The organism is Kamptonema formosum PCC 6407 (genome assembly GCF_000332155.1).
Lineage (GTDB): Bacteria > Cyanobacteriota > Cyanobacteriia > Cyanobacteriales > Microcoleaceae > Kamptonema > Kamptonema formosum.
Window position 1 is genome coordinate 1,596,480 of sequence record NZ_KB235903.1, and the last position, 22,062, is coordinate 1,618,541.

20 protein-coding genes are annotated in these 22,062 nt (G+C 41.9%); 11 read left to right on the forward strand and 9 right to left on the reverse strand.

Annotation, left to right across the window (positions count from 1 at the left end):
* Nucleotides 1–74 precede the first annotated feature (74 nt).
* From OSCIL6407_RS0111935 to OSCIL6407_RS0111960, 6 genes are all read left to right on the forward strand, one after another.
* The gene (locus tag OSCIL6407_RS0111935) at nt 75–467 is read left to right on the forward strand and encodes a Fur family transcriptional regulator (protein ID WP_007357703.1); all 393 of its coding nucleotides are present in this window, start codon (nt 75–77) and stop codon (nt 465–467) included.
* 151 nt (nt 468–618) lie between these two features.
* Complete coding sequence (locus tag OSCIL6407_RS0111940) at nt 619–1,926, forward strand: TldD/PmbA family protein (protein WP_007357704.1); 1,308 nt, start codon at nt 619–621, stop codon at nt 1,924–1,926.
* A 366-nt stretch (nt 1,927–2,292) separates the two neighbouring features.
* Entirely contained in the window at nt 2,293–3,120 is an 828-nt protein-coding gene (locus tag OSCIL6407_RS0111945) for a DUF3153 domain-containing protein (protein ID WP_007357705.1), read from the forward strand.
* 291 nt (nt 3,121–3,411) lie between these two features.
* Nucleotides 3,412–3,801, forward strand: coding sequence for a LapA family protein (locus OSCIL6407_RS0111950; protein ID WP_007357706.1), 390 nt, complete (start codon nt 3,412–3,414; stop codon nt 3,799–3,801).
* A gap of 176 nt (nt 3,802–3,977) precedes the next feature.
* On the forward strand, nt 3,978–4,796 hold the full coding sequence (locus tag OSCIL6407_RS0111955; protein WP_007357707.1) for a segregation/condensation protein A: 819 nt from the start codon (nt 3,978–3,980) through the stop codon (nt 4,794–4,796).
* A gap of 196 nt (nt 4,797–4,992) precedes the next feature.
* Nucleotides 4,993–6,156, forward strand: a complete 1,164-nt coding sequence (locus OSCIL6407_RS0111960; RefSeq protein WP_007357709.1) for a sugar phosphate nucleotidyltransferase — start codon at nt 4,993–4,995, stop codon at nt 6,154–6,156.
* Between the two features lie 319 nt (nt 6,157–6,475).
* On the opposite strand, the gene OSCIL6407_RS0111965 is transcribed toward OSCIL6407_RS0111960, so the two are convergent.
* Nucleotides 6,476–7,177 (reverse strand): Crp/Fnr family transcriptional regulator, encoded by a 702-nt coding sequence (locus tag OSCIL6407_RS0111965; protein WP_007357710.1) that lies wholly within the window; start codon nt 7,175–7,177, stop codon nt 6,476–6,478.
* A 93-nt stretch (nt 7,178–7,270) separates the two neighbouring features.
* Here OSCIL6407_RS0111965 and hcp point away from each other — a divergent pair, with 93 nt between their 5' ends.
* The 3 genes from hcp (at nt 7,271) to OSCIL6407_RS0111980 (ending at nt 10,796) form a co-directional block, all read left to right on the forward strand.
* Nucleotides 7,271–8,917 carry a hydroxylamine reductase gene (gene hcp, locus OSCIL6407_RS0111970; protein WP_007357711.1) on the forward strand — a complete coding sequence of 549 codons (1,647 nt, stop codon included), beginning with the start codon at nt 7,271–7,273 and terminating at the stop codon, nt 8,915–8,917.
* Between the two features lie 446 nt (nt 8,918–9,363).
* Complete coding sequence (locus OSCIL6407_RS0111975; RefSeq protein WP_007357712.1) at nt 9,364–10,005, forward strand: hypothetical protein; 642 nt, start codon at nt 9,364–9,366, stop codon at nt 10,003–10,005.
* A gap of 44 nt (nt 10,006–10,049) precedes the next feature.
* Nucleotides 10,050–10,796, forward strand: a complete 747-nt coding sequence (locus OSCIL6407_RS0111980; protein WP_007357713.1) for a pentapeptide repeat-containing protein — start codon at nt 10,050–10,052, stop codon at nt 10,794–10,796.
* Between the two features lie 50 nt (nt 10,797–10,846).
* On the opposite strand, the gene OSCIL6407_RS0111985 is transcribed toward OSCIL6407_RS0111980, so the two are convergent.
* Both OSCIL6407_RS0111985 and OSCIL6407_RS0111990 read right to left on the reverse strand, forming a co-directional pair.
* Nucleotides 10,847–11,398, reverse strand: coding sequence for a diguanylate cyclase (locus OSCIL6407_RS0111985; RefSeq protein ID WP_007357714.1), 552 nt, complete (start codon nt 11,396–11,398; stop codon nt 10,847–10,849).
* Between the two features lie 42 nt (nt 11,399–11,440).
* Complete coding sequence (locus tag OSCIL6407_RS0111990) at nt 11,441–12,124, reverse strand: SDR family oxidoreductase (RefSeq protein ID WP_007357715.1); 684 nt, start codon at nt 12,122–12,124, stop codon at nt 11,441–11,443.
* A 166-nt stretch (nt 12,125–12,290) separates the two neighbouring features.
* Here OSCIL6407_RS0111990 and OSCIL6407_RS0111995 point away from each other — a divergent pair, with 166 nt between their 5' ends.
* Both OSCIL6407_RS0111995 and fghA read left to right on the forward strand, forming a co-directional pair.
* Nucleotides 12,291–13,400, forward strand: a complete 1,110-nt coding sequence (locus tag OSCIL6407_RS0111995) for an S-(hydroxymethyl)glutathione dehydrogenase/class III alcohol dehydrogenase (protein WP_007357716.1) — start codon at nt 12,291–12,293, stop codon at nt 13,398–13,400.
* A gap of 63 nt (nt 13,401–13,463) precedes the next feature.
* Nucleotides 13,464–14,321, forward strand: coding sequence for an S-formylglutathione hydrolase (fghA, locus tag OSCIL6407_RS0112000; RefSeq protein ID WP_007357717.1), 858 nt, complete (start codon nt 13,464–13,466; stop codon nt 14,319–14,321).
* A gap of 258 nt (nt 14,322–14,579) precedes the next feature.
* Here the strand turns inward: fghA and hemJ are convergent, their stop codons facing one another.
* The 6 genes from hemJ to OSCIL6407_RS0112030 all read right to left on the reverse strand — a co-directional run bounded on the left by hemJ (nt 14,580) and on the right by OSCIL6407_RS0112030 (nt 22,052).
* The gene (hemJ, locus tag OSCIL6407_RS0112005) at nt 14,580–15,149 is read right to left on the reverse strand and encodes a protoporphyrinogen oxidase HemJ (protein ID WP_007357719.1); all 570 of its coding nucleotides are present in this window, start codon (nt 15,147–15,149) and stop codon (nt 14,580–14,582) included.
* Nucleotides 15,150–15,497: 348 nt separating this feature from the next.
* A complete protein-coding gene (locus tag OSCIL6407_RS0112010; protein ID WP_007357720.1) occupies nt 15,498–17,807 on the reverse strand; it encodes a TIGR03986 family type III CRISPR-associated RAMP protein in 2,310 nt (769 codons plus the stop codon).
* Nucleotides 17,808–18,263 carry a DUF29 domain-containing protein gene (locus tag OSCIL6407_RS0112015; RefSeq protein WP_007357721.1) on the reverse strand — a complete coding sequence of 152 codons (456 nt, stop codon included), beginning with the start codon at nt 18,261–18,263 and terminating at the stop codon, nt 17,808–17,810.
* Nucleotides 18,256–18,837: a type III-D CRISPR-associated protein Csx19 gene (gene csx19 / locus OSCIL6407_RS0112020; RefSeq protein WP_007357722.1), complete on the reverse strand. Its 582-nt coding sequence runs from the start codon at nt 18,835–18,837 to the stop codon at nt 18,256–18,258. Before csx19 ends, OSCIL6407_RS0112015 begins: the two co-directional genes overlap by 8 nt.
* A 13-nt stretch (nt 18,838–18,850) precedes the next feature.
* Nucleotides 18,851–20,443, reverse strand: a complete 1,593-nt coding sequence (locus OSCIL6407_RS0112025; RefSeq protein WP_019487260.1) for an RAMP superfamily CRISPR-associated protein — start codon at nt 20,441–20,443, stop codon at nt 18,851–18,853.
* Nucleotides 20,436–22,052, reverse strand: coding sequence for an RAMP superfamily CRISPR-associated protein (locus tag OSCIL6407_RS0112030; protein WP_007357724.1), 1,617 nt, complete (start codon nt 22,050–22,052; stop codon nt 20,436–20,438). The genes OSCIL6407_RS0112025 and OSCIL6407_RS0112030 overlap by 8 nt, the downstream gene beginning before the upstream one ends.
* Between the last annotated feature and the right edge of the window lie 10 nt (nt 22,053–22,062).

Below are 22,062 nucleotides of genomic sequence, written 5' to 3' on the forward strand. Positions count from 1 at the left end.
CGATGCTCTTTCCCGAACTGAGCTAGCCTAGAAACAAGGAAAGATTTGAATCAAGCATATCAATAAGACTGACCATGAGAACCCACCACACCCGCAGTCAGGAGCGTATTTTAAATCTGCTCAAGACCCTCAACCGCTCAATTTCAGCTCAAGATATATACTTAGAACTGCGTAACAGCGACCAAAGCATGGGTTTAGCGACAGTTTACCGTTCCCTGGATGTCTTAAAGCGCGAGGGAATTATTCAGGTGCGGACATTGGGGAGCGGGGAGTCCTTGTATAGCGTGGTACAAGAAGACCAACACCACCTAACTTGTCTGGAATGCGGGGACTCGATTCCCATTAACGAATGTCCCGTCCACGAATTGGAACGCCAGTTACAAAAGTTGCACTCATTCAAGATTTATTACCATACGCTGGAGTTTTTCGGACTGTGCAATCGCTGTGCTCTGACTCAAGAATCTTAAGTGTAGGCTACAGTCTGTTTAGGCTAATGGCTAATGGCTAATGGCTAATTGCTAATTGCTAATTGCTACCAGCCTCCTAGTCTCCTACTCTCCCTATCTCACCGATCGCGCCTAAAATAAAAAAGAGATTCATATAACTAAAAACGCGATCGTGAGCGATTCTACCCTAGAACAGATATTGAAACTGGCAACTGTGCGAGCAGAGGCCGCTGAAGTTTACTACTTATCCAGCCAAGACACCCCGATCGAATTTGAAAATAATCGCCTCAAATCCCTGCAAACCAAAGCCCTGCAAGGCGTTGCACTGCGGCTAATTTATAAGGGGAAACTGGGTTTTGCTAGTTCCACAGACTTGACGCGCTTAGAAGACTTGGTAGACGCGGCCATCCAAACCGCTGAAATCGGAGATCCCGCAGAGTTTGAACTCGCTGATAACTTCCAGATGACGGCCCCAGAAACCACCTACACGCCGCCGTCAACTCAAGAATTAGTGGAAGTTGGCAAGGGACTAATCGAACAAGTTCACGCCTACAATCCAGATATTCTCGTAGATGTGGGGTTTCACGTCCGCAGCGGTCGAGTTAAAATTGCCACAACGCGAAATGTCTATGCCGAAAGGTCTAGCCAAATACTCAGCGGTAGTATTTCCGGCAATTTAGTCAGGGGAGAAGATTTTCTCCAAGCTTACGGCTATGATGTAGCACGCGATCGCCCCTTAGACACCGATAGTATCCTCCAAACTCTCCTGCAAAAATATCGCTGGGCTGAAAATCAAGCCACCATTACCAGCGGTTCCTATCCAGTCTTGTTTACCCCCAGAGCCGCCGCTAGCACCATAGCCAGCTTATTTGATACCATCCTTTCAGGTCAAGTAGTCGTCCAGAAAGCCTCTCCCTTAGTTGACAAAGTAGGTGAAACCCTATTTGACAAACGCTTTACCCTATTTGAAGACCCCACCATCGGGCCTTCCGCCTGTCCCTTTGACGACGAAGGGACTCCCACCAGCCGCAAAGTCTTAATTGACCAAGGTACAGTCATGGGATTTTATTGGGATCGTCGCTGGGCTGCCCGTGCAGGTGTACAATCTACAGGCAACGGTTTCCGAGGTGGACTGTCTCGCCCTGGCCCCGATTTAGTCAACCTCTGCATTGCCCCTGGAAATACGCCGACAAGCGAATTAATTGCCAGCATGGAAGAAGGGCTAATAGTAGATCAGGTTTTGGGTGCTGGTCAATCTAATGAGTTAGCAGGCGAGTTTTCTGTTAACTTGGATTTAGGCTACAAGGTCGAAAAAGGTCAAATTGTCGGTCGCGTGAAGAATACAATGGTGGCAGGCAGTATTTTTGAAGCCTTTAAAAATTTGGCAGATTTAGGGAGTGAACCGGAATGGGTTGGAGGTGGGGCTTATTTACCGAGTATGCTGTTTCAACAGTTAGGTGTAGCCTCTAGACAAAATTAAGATGGAAAGTTGCTATAAGACTCGTAACGCTGCCCTCTGGGCGGTTGAATTACCGCCCAGAGGGCGGCGTTACAAGGTAATTTTACTTATAGCAACTGTCAAGGTGGTAAGGACATTCTGCGTTTCTAAAAGCCTTGATTTTAAGTAGAAGGAAGAAGGAAGAAGGAAGAAGGAAGAAGGAAGAATGTTTATACAGTCAACTTTTTAGCCATCCCGATCTTATTTTTAATTAGGTGGATTTACTTATTCCCTTATTCCCTTCTTCCCTTCTTCCCCTAACCCCTAGCCCCTAACCCCTAGCCCCTTCTTCTCCTAGCCCCTAGCAATCAAAAAGCAAGTTAAAAAGTAAAAAGGGAAAATGGAAGTATGAAAGAGCAAAAAAATCGTGATGAAACAGGGAAAAGAAAAAAGCCTATTCTCTTTCTTTTGCCTTTTGCATTTTGCATTTTAACAATGCTTGGCGGTTGCGTGAATTACGATGTGGGAGTTAACTTCGACAGTCAAACTCACGGGGAGATAGTGCAGCACATCAAACTGGGAGAAAGACTGACTAGCTTTAGCAGCGAGACAGTCCGGGAATGGTTAGATAGTATAGACCGCCGCGTGCGATCGCTACAAGGGAGAACTAAGCGGCTGTCTGATAGCGAAGTTGCTGTCAGGATTTCTTTTAATAATGGGGATGAATTAGAGGAAAAATTCAACCAATTTTTTAATCCTGTTGAGGATCAAAACAATAACGATCGGGTGGCTAACTCTCTTGAGACAGATTTGCCTAAGTTTGGATGCCACATCAAGGTCGATCAAAATAACTTCGTTTTGTTCCTGAGAAATCGCCTGACTTTGGAATTAGATTTGCGTTCGCTTTCCCTGCTTTCTAGTAGTGGGAATGTGCTAGTTAGCCCCGGTCAACTTTTAGGATTAGAATTTAGTTTGAGAACTCCTTGGGGAGCAAAAAGTATTGAGGCTGCTGCCAATGGTATTACTCCCAGTATAGAAGCAGGAAATCAGTTAACTTGGAAGTTAAAGCCTGGTGAAATCAACTATTTGGAGGCGATTTTCTGGCTGCCAAGTCCTGTAGGAATTGGTACTGTTATTATTGCCTTATTAGTTTTGGCTGGCAGCTATCTAAAATATAAGCTTTTACCAGCAATAGGAATAGGAAAACGGCAACCAGCCTCAGAATTAAAGGTTTAAGGCAGTAAGGAAAGCTAGCTGTTTGCACTTAAGCTCAATTAACAGGACTGAAGTGCTACAAGCTATAGCAACCGCCAAGGCGGTTTAAGAGGAGCTAGGGGCTAGGGAAGACGGAAGAAGGGTTTAGAATCAGGGTTTTAAATTCAGAATGTCCTAACTGCCTTGGCAACTGGTATACCTAAAATAGGACTTAGACCTTATTGGCATAGCTGAAACTTTTGATTCTATTCCCTTCTTCCTCTATTCCTTAGCGTTCAGTCTTTTAGGTTCTACTTATTACTAATTAAAAAAATGCGGATTCTCAACTTTTTCTTCATCTTCTTAATTTGCTTAGCTCTGGTTATTTTTAGTCTAGAAAATACGGAGCCTACAACCATTCAAATAATCCAAGGTGTCGAATTTCAAGCCCCGCTGTGTGTAGAGCTAATTATCGCTACGGGATTGGGGGCTGTTCTAGCATTGATTTTCAGTTTGTGGTCGAGGATGCAGCGGATGCTCGGAACTCGCGAGGAGAGTCGCCAAATTCGCCAAAAAGAGCAACGTATTCAGCAATTAGAGCAAGATATTGAACGCTATAAGGTAGAACTAGAACAAAAACTGCCCTTGCTCCCAGAAAGCAAATCTCTAAGTTCTACTGCTGAATTAAACGATCTAGAGAAAGCGAAGGCTGTTGGTAATTGAAAGGGGATGGAAAAAAGCTAGAGCCGCTATAATTAATCAATTGTATAGCAACCCATCGCCTGATTCTTGCGGTTGTAACTTGCTGAAACTATTGATTTAATTGTAGTTTCCTTCTCCTAGTTCGCTAACTTCTTTCTGGCAGTAAGTCCGATTAAACTACAGGCGCAGCCAAGGCTATGAGCGTTTCCACAGCCCAAAATGGGTTTGCAACGATTTCCGAGGGTATTGCACTTTTAATTGAGTTAGCAGAAAAGGGAGAAATCGACCCTTGGGATGTGCAAGTCATTGAAGTGATCGATCGCTGCTTGAGTAAACTGGCTCCTGCTTGCGAGCCGGGTACTGAGAGTGATTTTGCTGACTTATCTCAATCCGGGCAGGCATTTTTGTATGCCTCGATGTTGGTACTGCTGAAGGCAGAAAGTCTGGTTTTGTCGGAATCTCCCCCGGAATTGCCAGAAGATGGCGAGTTGTTAGAGTCGGAAGAATTAGCGGGGGGGCGGCAGTTACCGCAAAACTTAGAAAGGCAGTTACGTCGGCGTGCGGTATCTCAGTTACCTAGAAAACGCCCCGTTACTCTCCAAGAGCTGATCGAGCAGTTACAGTTGATGCAGGCAGCAATTGAAGAAACGCCCCTTCCTGCCCGTCCTCGCCGTACTAGCTCTAAGGTGCGGGCTCAGGCTGCTCGTGCGATCGCGGAACTGGCGCACCAGGAAAATCTTGTGGAAACTGCTACGGAATTAGAGCGATTTTTGGCAGAACATGGCCCGGTGGTGGGGGGGGAGTGGCTGGATATAGAACAACTGCTAGAGTTATGGCAGCAGGAGAATTTACACTCTTGTGCGGCCCCAGAATTTGCCGCTAGTACCGATGCTCATTCGTCGCCCCAGGGCGATCGCGTGGGGATTTTTTGGGCGCTGTTGCTGCTATCGGCTCAGTCCAAAGTAGAGTTACTTCAAGAGGAATTTTACCAAGACCTCAAGATTCGACCGATTTGAACTGATATTTTTAGCCGCAATTGGTATTCACAAATCGATAAATCCAGCTAAATTGGGAAAATGATTGATACCCTGGTACGATGTCGCCTAAAAGCGAGTTGGTGTCTGGTGCGATCGCAGCCTAGCAGCAGGGCGCGATCGTTAGGATTAAATGCTTGCACTGGTATCAATTGAGTGAGGGTTGAGGAAGTTAAAGATGAAAGCCATGATTCTGGCAGCCGGAAAGGGTACCCGCGTGCGACCCATTACTTACACGATTCCAAAACCCTTGATTCCCATCCTGCAAAAGCCAGTGATGGAATTTTTGGTGGAATTGCTGCGACAGCACGGGTTTGACGAAATTATGGTCAACGTTTCCCACTTAGCAAATGAAATTGAAAACTATTTTCGAGACGGTCAAAAATTTGGGGTACAAATTGCCTATTCTTTTGAAGGGCGGATTGTAGAAGGAGAGTTAATTGGGGAAGCTTTGGGCTCAGCAGGGGGAATGAAGCGTATCCAAGACTTTTCACCTTTTTTTGATGATACTTTTGTGGTTCTTTGTGGCGATGCTTTGATTGATTTGGACTTGACACAGGCTGTTAAGTGGCATCGAGAAAAGGGGGCGATCGCAACTGTAGTGATGAAATCTGTCCCCCGTCAAGAGGTTTCTAGCTACGGCGTTGTCGTTACTGACGAATCCGGCAGGATTAAAGCCTTTCAAGAAAAACCCTCCGTAGAAGAAGCTCTGAGTACCGATATCAATACTGGTATTTACATTTTTGAACCGGAAGTTTTCAATTACATCCCTTCCGGTATTGAGTATGACATCGGCTCGGAACTATTCCCTCACTTGGTGGAAATTGGCGCACCTTTTTATGGGATTTCAATGGATTTTCAGTGGGTGGATATTGGTAAAGTCCCCGACTATTGGCGGGCAATTCGCAGCGTACTTACAGGAGAAGTTAAAAATGTTTCGGTTCCCGGAAAAGAAGTTTTTCCTGGGATCTATGCTGGCTTAAATGTAGCGGTGAATTGGGACAAAGTTGATATTACGGGGCCTGTTTATATCGGTGGTATGACTAAAATTGAAGATGGGGCAAAAATTGTTGGCCCAACGATGATTGGCCCTAATTGTTGGGTGTGTAGCGGTGCAACTGTGGAAAATAGCGTGATTTTTGAATACTCCCGTTTGGGGCCGGGGGTGCGTTTGGTAGATAAGTTAGTATTTGGTCGCTATTGTGTGGATAAAATTGGGGCTGCGATCGATGTCCAGGCTGCGGCTCTTGATTGGCTAATTACTGATGCTCGTCAGGTTTTACCTTCTCAGCCTCGAGAGGAAAGGCAAGCGATCGATGATATTCTTCGTAATTCTGATTAATTGTTAACTGTTAACTGTTAACTGTTAACTGCTAATGGCTAATTGCTAATTGCTGACGGTAGGATGGGTGGAGCGTCGTCAGTGAAACCCATCTAATAAAAATGGAAATTAACTAGGACTTACGCATTCAGGACTTACGCACCCAACCAAAGAAACCGGGTTTTTTGACTCAAATACTTCGTTCTGCCTTCTACCTCCTGCCTCCTGCGTGACGCAGATGCTCTCAAAAACCCGGTTTCTGGTAAGACTTGCGTAAGTCCTAATAAAATCCAGAAACCGCAAGGCGAAAGCTTTTTTTCTGACAGTAACATAGGGATAATTAACCCCTCTTACCACCCGCCAACATCCTCAAACGGCGCACATCCAACAAAGTAATCCTAGAACCATCAATTACCATCAAACCTTCCTGACTCAACTTAGCAAAAACCCGCGATAAAGTCTCAGGAATAGTACCCAAAAAAGCCGCCAATTGCGCCTTAGTCATATCCAACTCCACCACCGCACCCGATACAAACTGTGAATCCCCATATAAGTACAATAAATAAGCCGCCAACCTCCCCGGAACTTCCTTCAAAGAAAGGTCTTCAATAAGCTGAGCAAACCGTCGCAAATGCCGCGCAAAAAGTGCTAACATATTAATCCCAATACTTGGATATTCCTCAAGCAAACTCAAAAAAGCAGTCCGAGGGAAAAATAATAACTCAGTCACCTCCAAAGCTATCGCAGAAGCAGGAAAACATTCCCCATCAAAAGCCGGCACCTCAGCAAAATGTTCTCCAGGCCCAAACAAATGCAAAATTTGTTCTTTCCCCTCAGCAGAAACTTTGAACAGCTTAACTCTACCAGACTTCACAGCAAAAAAACCTGTCCCTGGTTCCCCTTCAGAAAAAATTAACTGATTTTTAGTATAAGTACCTGCGATTGCAATCTCAACGATAGCATCTAACTGCTCATCAGCTAAACCCCGCCACAGCCGAATATTTTCTATAAACTCCCTAATTTCAACTCCCATAATTCCCATAAATTTTTAAGTATTGACTTAAGTCAAGGTAATTATCTCATCTCCCACCCTACAGTAAACACAGGTAGAGAAAACTAACAGGAGAACAAGCTTATGTTTTGCGAACAATGCGAACAAACCGCCAGCGGACAAGGATGCCATCAATGGGGGGCTTGCGGTAAAAGTCCAGAAGTCAACGCCACACAAGACTTATTAATTCACTGTTTGCGAGGACTCGCGCCCGTAGTAATTCAAGCTCGTAAACTAGGTATTCCTACTCGTGAAGCTGATGTTTTTATCTGCGAAACTTTATTCGCCACCATGACTAATGTTAATTTTAGCACTAAAAGTTTTGCTGAATATATTCACCACGCCATCGAACTGCGAGAAAACTTAAAAACCCAAGTTAAGCAAATAGTTACCACTCCCATAGAATGGTCTGACCTTGCTAAGTTTACGCCTAACTTTGAGGAGAATTTAGTACAACAAGGTCAAGAAGTATCCTATCAATTCATCAGTCAAGCAGGCGGCGATGTCGATATATTTTCCCTTAAGCTTACCGTACTTTACGGTATCAAAGGCTTAGCCGCCTACGCCTTCCACGCCCTAGAATTAGGTCAAGAAGACAATAATCTTTACGCATTTTGTAGCGAAGCATTAGTCGCCCTCGATAACCCAAAACTTACTTTAAATGACTGGGTAAATCTGGCATTAAAAGTGGGAGAAGTCAACTTTCGGGCGATGGAACTCCTCGATAGCGGCCATACAGAAACATACGGTCATCCCGTGCCCACAGTTGTGCCTCTAAACCCCAAAAAAGGCAAATGTATTCTAGTCTCCGGTCACGATATCCAACAACTCGCCGCCGTCCTCGAACAAACCAAAAATACAGGCATTAACATCTATACTCACGGGGAATTATTACCAGCACACGGCTACCCAGAATTAAAGCAAAAATATCCCCATTTCTACGGTCATTATGGCACTGCTTGGCAAAATCAAACCAAAGATTTCGCTAAATTTCCCGGCGCAATTATCCTCACAACTAATTGCCTCATGCCACCCCATGATAATTACCAACAGAAATTATTTACTCTTGGCCCCGTAAATTGGCCCGGTGTCATTCACTTATCAGCACAAGAAATCATCGCTGACTTTAGCCCAGCAATTGAAAAAGCTTTAGAATTACCCGGATTTACCCAAGATGAAGAACCCCGCGAAGTAATGACAGGTTTTGCCCGGAAGGCGGTGTTAAATTTGGCTGGTGATGTGATTGAATTAGTTAAGCAGGGAAAAATTCAGCACTTTTTTCTAGTAGGAGGATGCGACGGTGCGAAACCAGACCGCAATTACTACACAGAATTTGTGGAAAAAGTACCTAAAGATTGTATTGTCTTAACTCTTGCCTGTGGTAAGTTCCGCTTTTTCGATCAAAAATTGGGATTCATCGGTGAAATTCCTCGCTTAATGGATGTAGGTCAATGTAATGATGCTTATTCCGCCATTCAAATTGCATTAGGTTTAGCTAATGCCTTGGATATGGGAGTGAATGAGTTACCGTTATCAATGATTCTTTCTTGGTACGAACAAAAAGCGGTTGCAGTTTTACTAACCCTGCTTTATTTAGGGATTCAAGATATCCGTTTAGGGCCAACTTTACCAGCCTTTATCTCCCCAAATGTGTTTAAGTTGCTGTCAGAAAAGTATAATTTGAAAGCGATTACAACACCTGATGAAGATTTAGCTGCTTGTCTGGCTTAACTGTCTTGTTTCCGAAAGAAACCACATTTATAGACTACCCTCAGCCTTATCCCTACATCTCTCTAACCCTCCCCTAATAGGGGCGGGCTGTTCCATTGCTGCCCCAAAATTTGTTTTGCCTCTCCCCCAACCCCTCGACTGCAAGGAGAGGGGAGAATAATTCTTAACTATTAATTCTCTTTGAGTTTAATAGTATTAATTACTCCCCCTTCCCTTGCAGGGAAGGGGACTAGGGGGTTATGTCTTTCAATAGAGGGAAAAAAAGGATCTTAAAGAAAATGGTGCAAAAAGTGAGGTACACTGAAGAGTTGCGTGTTTAATATGCGGCTTGCAAAAAATCCACAGCCCGCGCAGGTGGACTTCAATAGTCTAGTCGCGATTTCAATCGCCCAGATATTCTTGCAAGCAATCTAATAGTTGTACCCTAATGGGTGGAGATAAAAACTTTGGGAATAGAGTTACGCAGCTACGTATTTCTAGACAGCTTACAGCCGCAACACGCGGCTTATATTGGCACTGTAGCCGCCGGGTTTTTACCATTACCAGGAGATGCGTCGCTGTGGATAGAAATATCACCAGGGATTGAAATTAATAAGATTACAGATATCGCTCTGAAATCTGCTTCCGTGCGCCCTGGAGTACAAGTTGTAGAAAGGCTTTATGGTCTTTTAGAGGTTCATTCTAGCCGCCAAGGAGAAACGCGGGCCGCTGGTAAGGCAATTTTGGAGGCTTTGGGAGTTCGGAGGGAGGAATGTATTAAACCGCGAGTAATTTCTAGCCAAATTATCCGCAATATTGATGCTCACCAAACACAATTAATCAACCGCACGCGGCGGGGACAATTGCTATTAGCAGGGCAAACGCTTTATGTATTTGAAGTAGAACCGGCTGCTTATGCGGCATTAGCTGCAAATGAGGCAGAAAAGGCGGCTTCAATTAATATATTAGAAGTTCAGGCTGTCGGCAGTTTCGGAAGACTTTATTTAGGGGGAGAAGAACGGGATATTTTGGCTGGTTCTAGTGCAGCGCGAGTTGCTATTGAAAGCGTAGCTGGTCGCGATAGTTCTGGTTTTGGGCGGAATGAATAGGTTGATTTTAAACTTTTAATTGTGGAGTTGGGATTTAATTTATTATGGCAAATACAGAGCATTTAGCACTGCTAAAACAGGGTGTCAATCGATGGATTGATTGGCGAAATCGCAACGGGAATATAGAACCAGATTTGAGCGAATCCAACCTCAGAGAGTTTAATTTAAAAGGCATTGATTTTGTTGGAGTAAACCTTTTTAGGGCGAATTTAAGCAATGTAAAATTAATGGGTGCTAACCTGAAAGATGCGAACCTGAGTCTAGCGAACCTTTCATTTGCAGAATTAATTGATGCTAGTTTAATTGCAGCTAATTTGACAGGTGCTAACCTCCAATTAACTGACCTCGGAGGAGCAGATTTGAACGCTGCCAATTTAATCGGTGCTGACATGAGCGGTGCTAATTTGAGAGGAGCAGATTTGGGTGAGGCTAATTTAACTGGAACGGTAATGATGAAGGTTTACTTGATAGGAGCTAACCTTAGTAATGCCAATCTTACTCAAGCTAATCTCTATGAAGCTGAACTGGTAGACGCACACCTTTATCGGGCGAATTTATATAAAGCTAATTTGAGTGGCGCTCACTTAAATGGAGCTTATCTTTTCCGAGCTAATCTGAGTTTTGCTGACTTGAGCGGGACGGATTTTAGATGGACAAATTTGAGTAAAGTTGACTTCACAGGCGCTAATTTGATGGGGGCTAATCTCAGAGGTGCTAATATGGCGGGAGTGAATCTAAATGATGTTAACTTGCAAGGCGCAACTATGCCGGATGGCACAATTCACGACTAGCAATTTTGAATTTTGGATTCCCTAAATACCAAGAGATGAGCGAGGGTAATTTACGCAGTAAATTCTTTGAATATAACGCGATTGCGTCCATCGTTTTTGGCTTCTTGGATTGCTGTATCTGCTGCTCTAAGTAGTTCTCCTGGTAATACATTAATGTCAGGAATAGTCGTGCTTACACCCAAACTAAGTGTAACAAACTTGGATAATACAAACCTAGACAAGTTAGGAGATTCATTAAAAATTTGCAAAGCGTTGACTTCTGAGCGTATTTTTTCAGCAATCTCAATTGCATTAGTTGCATCAGTATTAGGTAAAATTATCCAGAATTCGTCTCCTCCGCATCTTGCTGTTACTGATATATCAACGAAACTGCTAGCAGTATCTCGAATGTTTTTAGCAATCTGACATATACAATCATCGCCGATGCTGTGTCCATAATGATCGTTATAGGTTTTGAGGCAGTCAATATCACAATAAATCATAGATATTGGCTTTTGTTCTAGTGCTAGGTGTTGCCACTGTTCCTCAAGATATTTCTCGAATTGTTTCCTGTTCGTTATCTGAGTTAGAGGATCTATACCTTGATTTTTGTCGTCATTCATTGTCATTTCTCCTGTTAACTTTAAAAAAGTTGGGTGGTTAATTTAAGAAGGAACTGTCAAAGATGCACCGTTATCTGAAGCTTTTAACTTAAGTAAAAAAGGCACAGCTTTTTCTACCCAATTTTGCACAGATGTATAACTCGCAGCCTCTTCACCGAAACAAATTTCCAGCATTTCAGTGTGAATAATGCCAGGATTTAGGGGAATTGCTGCCATGCCTTCGGGCAATTCTTGAGCTAATGAGCGAGTAAGTCCTTCAATTGCCCATTTAGAAGCACAATAAGGGGCAACTTCTGGGGAAGTAGAGCGTCCCCAACCAGAACTAAAGTTGACAATAATGCCACTTTTTACTAAGAGCATAGCTGGGATAAAGTAGCGAATTACGTTAGCTACACCTTTAATATTCACATCAATCAAGTTGGAGAATTCCTCATTGCTTACCCGCCAAAGAGGTGTTAGGGGATTGATAATTGCTGCATTGTTAATTAGCAAATCGGGAGGCGGACAAGTTGCTAGCAATTGTTCGGCCCAAGATTTTACTTGAGATTCATTCGCGACATCTACGCAAGTGAAATGGTGAGGCAAACCATATTTTTCCTTGAGTTTTTCTACTGCTTCTGGAGAACGAGCGCACCCGCAAACAGTGTTACCTAATTCGATAAACTTTTCTGTCATGGCAAGACCAAGACCCCGACTTACACCCGTAATTACGATTATTTTTGTCATAATAAGTATTTGCTATTTTGAGATTTAGTTATAGAATACAGAATAGTAAGTAACTTGACCAGCAATTATGTCACGCTGTCCTCTGGGCAGTAAGGATACCGCCAAGATGGCGGCGTTACAAAGTGGTGCATAATTCTTATTGACAAATATACTAAAGGTGCAAAACATGGATGTTAAAGCAGCAGTCGCTTTCAGTGCAGGCAAACCACTGAGTATAGAAACTGTACAGCTTGAAGGGCCAAAAGAGGGCGAGGTGCTGGTGGAAATCAAGGCTACGGGAGTTTGCCACACTGACGCTTACACGCTTTCTGGTAACGATCCTGAAGGTTTATTTCCGGCTATTTTAGGCCATGAGGGAGCGGGAATTGTTGCAGAAATTGGGCCAGGTGTTACGAGCGTGAAAGTTGGCGATCGCGTCATTCCTCTCTACACTCCAGAATGCCGTAATTGTGAATACTGTCTTAGCAGAAAAACGAATCTTTGTCAAGCAATTCGCTCTACTCAAGGGCGCGGTCTGATGCCCGATGGTAGTAGTAGATTTTCAATTGACGGAGAAATGATTCATCACTACATGGGAACATCTACCTTTGCTAATTATACTGTATTGCCAGAAATTGCGGTAGCAAAAATTAGAGAAGATGCCCCTTTTGATAAAGTTTGTTTAATTGGTTGTGGCGTTACAACTGGTGTCGGTGCTGTTATTAATACCGCGAAAGTAGAACCAGGAGCGAATGTTATAGTTTTCGGTTTAGGCGGCGTGGGTTTGAATGTCATTCAAGGCGCTCGGATGGTGGGTGCGAACATGATTATAGGCGTAGATATCAATCCCGCTAAGCGAGAGCTAGCCGAGAAATTCGGGATGACGCACTATGTAAACCCTAAAGAAATTAAAGGTGATTTAGTCCCTTACTTAGTTGATTTAACTAAAGGCGGAGCCGACTATACTTTTGAATGTATCGGCAATATTAATGTCATGCGCCAAGCTTTAGAATGCTGTCATAAAGGTTGGGGAGTAAGTGTAATTGTTGGGGTGGCGGGAGCTGGTCAAGAAATTAGTACGCGACCGTTTCAGTTAGTAACTGGGCGGGTGTGGAAGGGGACGGCTTTTGGTGGTGCGAGGGGTCGGACTGACGTTCCTAAAATTGTTGATTGGTACATGGATGGTAAAATTAATATTGATGATTTAATTACTCAGGTGATGCCAGTGGAGCGGATTAATGAAGCTTTTGATTTGATGCACAAAGGTCAGTCAATTCGCACTATTATTACGTTTTGATCGATATCTTCTGACTCCTGATTTCTAATTTCTGATTTCTAACTTACATCAATCATTGGTATTATGTCTGACTCTCCTACATTGCAGAAAGAATATGCAAGTTTTGGCGGCAAAGTTGGTTTTTATAGCCATCATTCTCACAGTTGTAACAGTGAGATGAAGTTTGCAATTTATCAGCCACCGCAGGCTAAATCTCAGTCTGTACCAGTTCTCTATTTCCTATCTGGTTTAACCTGCACTGAAGAAAATTTTATGCTCAAAGCAGGGGCGCAACAATTTGCAGCTAAATATGGGTTAATACTGGTTGTTCCTGATACTAGCCCTCGCAATACTGGCATACCTGGCGAGGATGAAAGCTGGGATTTAGGTAGCGGTGCAGGTTTTTATGTTGATGCAACTGTGGAACCTTGGAAAGCGCACTATCAAATGTATAGTTATGTGGTTGAGGAGTTGCCTAATTTAATAGCAGAACATTTTCCAGTAATAGCTGAAAAACAGGGAATTTTTGGTCATTCTATGGGGGGTCATGGGGCGTTAATTTGTGCTTTAAAAAATCCCGAACGCTTCCTTTCTGTTTCAGCTTTTGCACCAATTGCTGCACCAACTCTTTCGGCTTGGGGTCAAAATATTTTCACTAATTATCTGGGCGATAATCAAGAGAAGTGGCAGGAGTATGATGCTAGCAAATTGATCCTAAAAGTACAGTATGGTCGCCCTATTCTGATTGACTGTGGTACGGCAGATCAATTTATAATTGATGGGCAATTGTTGCCAGATGTGTTTAGCGATGCTTGTGAAAAAGTGGGACAACCGCTAACTCTGCGGATGCAAGAAGGTTACGATCATAGCTATTATTTTATTGCAACTTTTATTGAAGATCATATTCGGCATCATGCGGCTGTTTTGTGGGGTGAAGTGTAAAAAAAGACTTAACCCTTCGGCAGCCTTCGCTAGGAGGAAAGGGGGAGAAAGAAAGAAAAGAAATTTCCCTTTTCCCTAGTAGGGGAAGGAGGTAGGGAGAGAGGTCTTTTTGGATAAACCCGATCATCGGCTCTCTCTTACAGGAGTTACGCACCCAACCAAAGAAACCGGGTTTTTCGACGAAAATACATTGTTGTTACCAACAGATTCTCTCAAAAACCCGGTTTCTGGAGCCATGAGCGTAAGTCCTATCTTATACTATTCTTGAGCTAGTTCTCCCGATAATTTAATTTTGTCTTGCCGCCGTTTCTTAGCATAAAGTTGAATGGTGGCTACCATCGCGATAATCAATCCCGCAACGGCAAAAACAGTAGCATTTACTGGCAAACTTCCCTTAAACACAGCTAACAAAACAATCAATACTAAAAGAATTGTTGGCGCTTCATTCAAAGCTCTAAATTGCTGACCAGTCCATTTACACTCATTAGCGGCTAATTTTTTTCTGAGTCGGCCGCAGTAAAAATGATAAGCTATTAAAAGCGCGACTAAAAGCAGTTTAAAATGTAGCCAACTATCTTTCAAAACATCAGGTTCAGTGGAAATCAGACCAATCGCCATTACCACTGTCACCGTCATTCCCGGCATGGTAATCAAGTGATAAAGACGTTTCTCCATAATCTCATACTGTTTTTTGAGAATTGTCTGGGCCGGTTCGGGTTCTTGATTAGCTTCAGCGTGGTAGACAAACAGCCGTACCAGATAAAACAGGCCTGCAAACCAAACGACAATGCCGATTAAGTGAAATGCCTTAAACCATAAATAAGCCATGATTTGTCTCCATAAAAAATAGTATTATCTCATATCTTGTCAATCAAAAACAAAAAACCCGTCTGCTGACGGGTATGGCTAAAGGAGTACGAGTTAGAAATTGCGCTGCATCTACCGTTTTTCGGAGGCAGGTTTAGTGGAACCTTGTTGTTGTTGGTGCTTGTCTTTTGAAGAACGCTGTCCGTCTGTGTTGATATCTAAACAGTAGGGGGAATTAATTTGATATTGATTAATGATTGTGAAACTTTAATGAGATGGTCACTGTTTTGGATAGGGTTTAACCTATTTCGGGCATTTGGGGGTGTGCGAGCATGGACGGTTGATGAATTGGTCTGGTGCGATCGCGTTTTAGGGTTTGGGTTTTTGTGGGAGTTTCAGTTTGGGTTTCGGTTTTACTTGTGTTGGTGTAGCCCCTCGCTGTAGGGCTAAATTAACTGGCTTTTCTATTTCGTTAGGGGGGGCGATCGCTTTTTTTTGAGGTTTTGATACTGTTTTTGAAGATGAAGTGCTATCCGTAGGAAAGCGAGGTTTATCCTCAACTTTTCTAATATCCAAGGGCGTAGGTAGCACTTTTCTATTCTTAAATTCCTCAAGTTTCATATAATTAGGTGCTTCTGAAGGTGAATCGCACCGTAACATCGCTAACAACATCTCAATTCGTGGTATTTGTCTCAGATGCTCGAGCAGTTGTCTGTTGTGTTTGTCTGGATAATCATTTTCGCTAATGCGATCGAGGACATACTTTTCAAATTCACTGATACAGTACTTTTCAAATTCACTGATACAGTTTGTTTCTGATTGAGTAACTTCATCTTGCTCTTTGTCATCTTGTGACCATCCATCACCATTAAATAATTGACTGTACCGTGCGGTGCGATCGCTCAAATGCAATTCATAGTCAATCTTCACCGCACCCATCCCCAACGGTTTACCCATACCCAAGGAAAAACAATATTTTTCTCCTTGTTTACCTGTTTGGAGAATTTCTGATTTATCGCTGCTGAGACTCAACACCCACAGCAGCGCACCCAGTTCAACGTTACTGAGATTTTCAAAGTAGATAGTAAAAGTAAACTCAATTTCTGGATCGAGCGGTTTAATTAAGCTAGTTTGAGTATCTGAGTTTTCGGGAACTTCAATTTTACAGGGTTTGTGCCAGTACAGTTTATGTCCTCGAATAACAGTTTCTCCTGCTTCTGTATCAGTTGGAGGCTGACTAGCATAGTGTTTTAACTTGTTCTGGCGAGCTTCAGTTTCATTAGGTTGAACCAGATAATGCTGAAATGTAGTAGGTTTTGGGCTAGAAAGCAGGATTTGTTCAGGATTTTTATCTAGACTTGGTTTTACTTTTTCCTCTTGATTGGGATTAAGTGTACCATCACTAATGAATACTCGACCCGCACCAGTTTTTACTCTCGGTTCTTTACCATTGACATAGCCGAAAATAGCTTCAGCAATATCTGTACGCGAAGCATCTCTCAATTTAGGAGGTACAAATTTTAATGGAGAATGCTCGTATGGTAAACGGAACATCTGCGCTCGTCCAAAAAAGCGAACAGCCTCTCCATCATCATTGAGTAAGAAAAACACAGGTTCTCCATCTCGAAGATATCCATCCTGCTGGCGACAAGCACGAGACGGCTTATCTTTAGAATAGGCATCCTTCTGCCACTTGGTTATTTGGTCATCATCTTGAAAACGCCTGACCATTTCCTCAGTCACTGAATACTCTTTTAACTTTTCATCTAAAAAAACAAACTCTAGATGCTTATGCTGCATATCTCCCGTTATTACAAGCGTTCCCTTCTGTAATTCTGGTGCAGGAGTAAAACTAGCAGAGTGAACTTCACGAAAGCGTAAGTAAAGATCGGGATGGCGCTGTCTGCCATTACTATTGATTTGCTGAGGGAAAAAGTAATCTTGTTCCGAAGAGTCAATGTCTACATAGATAATTTGATACTGGTATGTCCAGCTTGGCGCTTTTCCAGGCCCAGAGCCTTGATAGAGTGGTTTAGTTGGAAGATTAGGCTGATTAGGGAGGTTAGGAATAACTCTTTTAGTAGGATGTCTATCAATTCGTCCATAGCCACATTCTTCAATAACGTAATAATTCCCATGCTTGCGTAAAAAACCTGCATGAGCTTTAGCTCTGTGACAATCTGCTCTAGAGTGAGATGAATTTTGTACTTTCCCAAGATCATCGACAAAGTTAGCATGATAAATATCTTTTAAAGCCGGATCGCCAAGTGAACGATAGAATAGTTTATTTTCAGTTACGCGATCGATTTTACTAAAACTCACAATTTCAACTAGAGTTCTTAACATTCCTCGTATGCTGCTACCAGGGATAAGTAATTGCTGAGTTGCTGGATTAATAAAAAAATTAGATCTTTTATTCTTTATCTCTTCTGATAATTCTTTAAAAGCTTTTTCACTATGTTCTGCAAAATCCTCTGGGTTCCAACCACAACGAGTGTAAAGTTTAGATTTCGTTGTTAAAGTGCATTCAATCCTGCCAGTATGCCGATCTAAATGGTAGCGATCGCCATCAGGTAAAGCTTCTGCTTCAACAACCTTTTCTGGTAATTCCACAAAGTTGTAGGGCGCTCTGGCTCTACGTTGCGGATCGGTAATATTATCAATATGCTTAGGACTCATTTATTGCTCCTCCCAGTATTTTTTAGATAGTACATCTGTTTCAGTATCAAATTGCCATGTATCAGGAAACTCAGTTTGCTTATACTCAAATCGAACACTCTCTAAAGCATTAGCACAAACTTTAGCTAATATTTCTACTAGATAAGGTTTGAGACTAGGGGATTCTTCTAATAAATCTCGAATTTGTCGCCGTTGTTCGATAATCGTTAATTCCCATCCATTAAAATTTTCAGGACTATTGACATACATTCGCTTAAGAATATGAGTCAGCAGTACCGTCAATCTATTTTTTAATTCCCGGCGATCGCTTCTTCCCAAACTCTCTACCTCCTCAATCAAATTATCAAAATCAAGATTATCTATATCTCGCCTTCTGAGTTTAGCCGCCGTATCTTCACACCACGCCACAAAATCTTGTTCATAAAGAGTATCAGTTTTTGGTATCACTTTAGTCATTTTCTTCCTCCTTCGTTGTTAAATCAACAAGACGACTCAAATAAATTCTTGCCACTCCACTATCATCATAATCAATATAATGACGAACTTGTAAACGAATCGGACGATGTAGGTTATTTTTGTCTTGGCTAAAGGAAATATTCATTAAAGGAACACCATGTTTCAAACCTTGTGAACCATCTGACACTAATGTAAAACCGTTCTTCTCTTCTTCCTTTTGCGTTCCCCAAAGGATTTGAGATTCATCAGGTTCTAAACAACGTTCTGGGTTATTATCATCTTTGATTAGACGTGCTTTCCAGTTGTCTTGCCCAATTTTCCAAAGCATCACCTCAGCATTTTTACTAAATACACGGCATTGCTGGAGTGTGCAAAGACGCAACTTAGCCAACTGGGGAAATACATCTCCAGAATTGACTAAGTTGTTATTGTCAAAATGTCCCCAAATAACACCATCATCAGCATGAGCTAGAAGATATTTTAATTGATAATATCTAGCTTTTTGTTCTAACCATTTTCCTAAATCAGAAATATATTGAGCATCTTCAATGGATTCGCAATGGGGTTTAGTCATTTTTATTCACCTCCTATTTAGTGTATTTAACTAACTTTTTAACATGATTTTCTAAGTCTTGGCGATCGCTACCTGTAATCTCTAAAGAGTTTTTACTTAAGTCATGTTGAGCAATTTTCCATGACTTTTGCTCTTTTGTCCACATTAAGGTTGCTTCTTTTCCTTGTAACCTTCCTCTACCGACGCTACTAGAACCTCCTACTGGTAAATCTTGTGTCCACAAATCTTTAAGTAGTAGTAACAGTAAGCCTATTTCGTGTTGTTCAGGGTTTCGTAGTTCTATTTCTAACTGTAGGTTTTCATCACCCTTGCCAAAAATAGGTTGTTCTTGAAATAAAGCACCGTGATAAGCACCGCCAGTAAAGCGATCGATCGCAATCCGAGTTTGTACTAAGTCAGTGGTATCCTTGATAACACTTTCATGGACAATTAGACGACTTGCTTTAGCTTCCTTAGTTTTGTCCTCACTAAAATCTGGCCCAAATATTTCATCTATAATTGTTGTGGGTTTTTCCAGAGTATTGACAATCCGTTCGGCTCGATGGCGTAAAACTCCTGCTAAACTTGTACCAGATAATACAGATTCATCTTTACCATAACGTTTTGATTTTAAATGAACCACATCAGGTGCGCGTCCTGTTGCAGCTTGACCTGAGCGAATAAGTAAGGGACTGGCGAGGGTAAATGTGGCGTTGATGGTAAAGCGATCGCGCTTATCCTCTTTCTCATCTAATACTACACCCAAAGCATCAGCGATTTTGTTGGTAATCACAGGTAGCTTGTTGGTACATTCGCGATCGAATAGTAACCATGCCATGCGATCGCCTGAATCTTCCAGATTAAAGCTCCAAACCTGCCACTCTTTGACATGACAGCGACCAAAACCCCGCCGTTTTTTCATGCCAAGGCTGATTTCACCACTTTTTAAATCCTTTTGATCTTCAGAACAATTCTGATCTTGTTTCCGTTCTAAGCCTTGGAGTGCGATCGCCAAAGATTTAAGCAATGTAGCTTTGTTTTTATATCGGTATGCTAACCATTTAAATAAAAATGTATGGAAACTACTGGTTTTTAGTAACGGCCTTTCTCTACCAATAACCTTAATTAGTGTAATTTCTCTATCTTCTTTCTCAATCAACAATTCCAAACTCAGAGAAAATTTTGTACCCGCTTGCAGTAACTCTAAGTCATACTTAGCTCTAGCTTCAGGATCGACAGTACGAGTAATGCTATTGATTTTTACTCCATCTCGTAATTCTATTTTGGGAACCTGACTACTAATTGAATCATTGATAATCAGAGGACTTTGATCGCCATCGTCATCTTCAGATATTCCCCCGAATAGAGAAGTAGAGAGGCTGTTATTTTGTTCATCTTGCCTATAGCCATGTTCATGCTCATGCACATAATTTCTCAATGCACCCGCAACAGATGTACCCGTGAGTAGAGCATGAGAACTAATACTGTCTCGTACTAACATCATATCAGTGGGGCCATCTGGATCACCATTTCCTAAACAGGTGGGAGTATCTAGTATCAAAGTTCCTCGAATAATAATTCTTTCTATAATATGGCGTTGATTTCTTTTCAATCGTTCGTTACTCATTAGGTTTCTCCTTAGTTGCATTTTTAGCGATCGCCATGATGAGCCGTAGGGTGTATTCTAGTGCTAATTCATCAATTAAAATTGCTGGCTCATTAGCGACCGCAAAAGGTTCTAAATAACTCTCAATCCAACTTTTAGGATGGTTTAACCAATCTTTTATTTTCTGGTTTAATATCTGACCATCTACTTTTGTGCGCTCGTACTTAGTACGAGCATTTGAGGGAAGATTGTCTAAAAGAAGATCGAGAGGTTGACGAGAATTAATATCTAGAGATTGTCTAGTTACGATTATCAACCGAGATAACTGACTATTAGTTATACGATTCGGGTTCAGCTTAAAATATTCTACTCGATCAAGAAGTAATCCCTCTAACTTTTTGCATAATATTCGTTCCGCCATCTGGCGTGCTAAAATATGAGACTCTTCAACTTTCAGTAGAGGTTGATTTCGTGGGTAATATTTCTTAGATTCTGGTTTCTTGGCTGTAAATTGATTGTTTGCCACACGCCAATTAATTGTTACTCGACCAAACCCTTCTACTCTTCTTTCCCCAATACCTGTTGTTTCTAATTGGCGAATTTGCTCGGCGGTAACTAACACACCTTCATAAACAAATACGCTACCTGCTTTCACAGCTATTACTTGGGGTAAAGGTAGTCCCCATTTTCGGTTAAAGCCACCAACAAACACACTATCCATGTAGGTTTTATATTTATTCAGTAAAGGTTCCAATTCTTCAGATTTTTTTTCTAAAAACTCTGCGATCAACTGAGTTGGTGAAAGAGCAGCATATTGTCCCCAATCATCACGAATAATCAGATCGCTAAGAAGGGTAATTATGAGATTTTCGCTAGTTCTGTTTTCAGATGAGTTTCTTATTTCACTCCAATTACCATTAATTTGAACGTCAGTAATCTTGACATGACCATAACCAGCACTTCTAGATCCACCCAGCCAAATATCAGAAATATTTAGCAATTCTTGAATTGTTTTTTCGTCAACTTCCTCATACACAATAACTCCTTGAAAAGTTTGTCCTACATCTATAGCATCGTACCGGAATATCTCACCATCTCTTTCTTCTATAACTTGCCGAGTTGCAGGATCTAATTTATCTGAAGCTGAACGACCTTTACGACGATCGCGTAAATTATGAATGTTTATCCGGCGATCCACACTGTATAACCTAATATTTTTTCCATCTTCTACCCAAAACGGTTCGTTTAGAGATTTAGGAGATTGTAAATCATCATTATCTTTAGACACGCTCCAGTCATATACATCTATTTTGTCTTTTGTGTCTTTGAATTCATTGCCTTTTTCTTTACGCCAAGACAGTAAAGTAGGCAGCGATCGCCAACCTTCCTGACTGTTAGGATAAGCGTTTAAATAACGAGTATTCCCATCAAAAAATAAACGCCTAGAAGTTTCATCAGCCAAAATATCTATACGTTGTTTTCCAGGTAGCTTCAAATACCGACCAATCAACGCACCTCGAATCATGCTGCCTGGAATGTAAGGATAGGATACATCACTGTTTGGATCGCCTTGAAAAGAAGTGGCAAGTAGAGGTTGTTCTGTTTTCAATAAAAAAGTAATTACTTTCATTCCTCGCACC

What these genes read in the sequence shown, in the direction of transcription:
- OSCIL6407_RS0111935 (WP_007357703.1), top strand. Translation starts at nt 75, where the DNA reads ATGAGAACCCACCACACCCGCAGTCAGGAGCGTATTTTAAATCTGCTC.
- OSCIL6407_RS0111945 (WP_007357705.1), top strand. Translation starts at nt 2,293, where the DNA reads ATGAAAGAGCAAAAAAATCGTGATGAAACAGGGAAAAGAAAAAAGCCT.
- OSCIL6407_RS0111950 (WP_007357706.1), top strand. Translation starts at nt 3,412, where the DNA reads ATGCGGATTCTCAACTTTTTCTTCATCTTCTTAATTTGCTTAGCTCTG.
- OSCIL6407_RS0111955 (WP_007357707.1), top strand. Translation starts at nt 3,978, where the DNA reads ATGAGCGTTTCCACAGCCCAAAATGGGTTTGCAACGATTTCCGAGGGT.
- OSCIL6407_RS0111960 (WP_007357709.1), top strand. Translation starts at nt 4,993, where the DNA reads ATGAAAGCCATGATTCTGGCAGCCGGAAAGGGTACCCGCGTGCGACCC.
- OSCIL6407_RS0111965 (WP_007357710.1), bottom strand. Translation starts at nt 7,177, where the DNA reads ATGGGAATTATGGGAGTTGAAATTAGGGAGTTTATAGAAAATATTCGG.
- hcp (WP_007357711.1), top strand. Translation starts at nt 7,271, where the DNA reads ATGTTTTGCGAACAATGCGAACAAACCGCCAGCGGACAAGGATGCCAT.
- OSCIL6407_RS0111980 (WP_007357713.1), top strand. Translation starts at nt 10,050, where the DNA reads ATGGCAAATACAGAGCATTTAGCACTGCTAAAACAGGGTGTCAATCGA.
- OSCIL6407_RS0111985 (WP_007357714.1), bottom strand. Translation starts at nt 11,398, where the DNA reads ATGAATGACGACAAAAATCAAGGTATAGATCCTCTAACTCAGATAACG.
- OSCIL6407_RS0111990 (WP_007357715.1), bottom strand. Translation starts at nt 12,124, where the DNA reads ATGACAAAAATAATCGTAATTACGGGTGTAAGTCGGGGTCTTGGTCTT.
- OSCIL6407_RS0111995 (WP_007357716.1), top strand. Translation starts at nt 12,291, where the DNA reads ATGGATGTTAAAGCAGCAGTCGCTTTCAGTGCAGGCAAACCACTGAGT.
- fghA (WP_007357717.1), top strand. Translation starts at nt 13,464, where the DNA reads ATGTCTGACTCTCCTACATTGCAGAAAGAATATGCAAGTTTTGGCGGC.
- hemJ (WP_007357719.1), bottom strand. Translation starts at nt 15,149, where the DNA reads ATGGCTTATTTATGGTTTAAGGCATTTCACTTAATCGGCATTGTCGTT.
- OSCIL6407_RS0112010 (WP_007357720.1), bottom strand. Translation starts at nt 17,807, where the DNA reads ATGAGTCCTAAGCATATTGATAATATTACCGATCCGCAACGTAGAGCC.
- OSCIL6407_RS0112015 (WP_007357721.1), bottom strand. Translation starts at nt 18,263, where the DNA reads ATGACTAAAGTGATACCAAAAACTGATACTCTTTATGAACAAGATTTT.
- csx19 (WP_007357722.1), bottom strand. Translation starts at nt 18,837, where the DNA reads ATGACTAAACCCCATTGCGAATCCATTGAAGATGCTCAATATATTTCT.
- OSCIL6407_RS0112025 (WP_019487260.1), bottom strand. Translation starts at nt 20,443, where the DNA reads ATGAGTAACGAACGATTGAAAAGAAATCAACGCCATATTATAGAAAGA.
- OSCIL6407_RS0112030 (WP_007357724.1), bottom strand. Translation starts at nt 22,052, where the DNA reads ATGAAAGTAATTACTTTTTTATTGAAAACAGAACAACCTCTACTTGCC.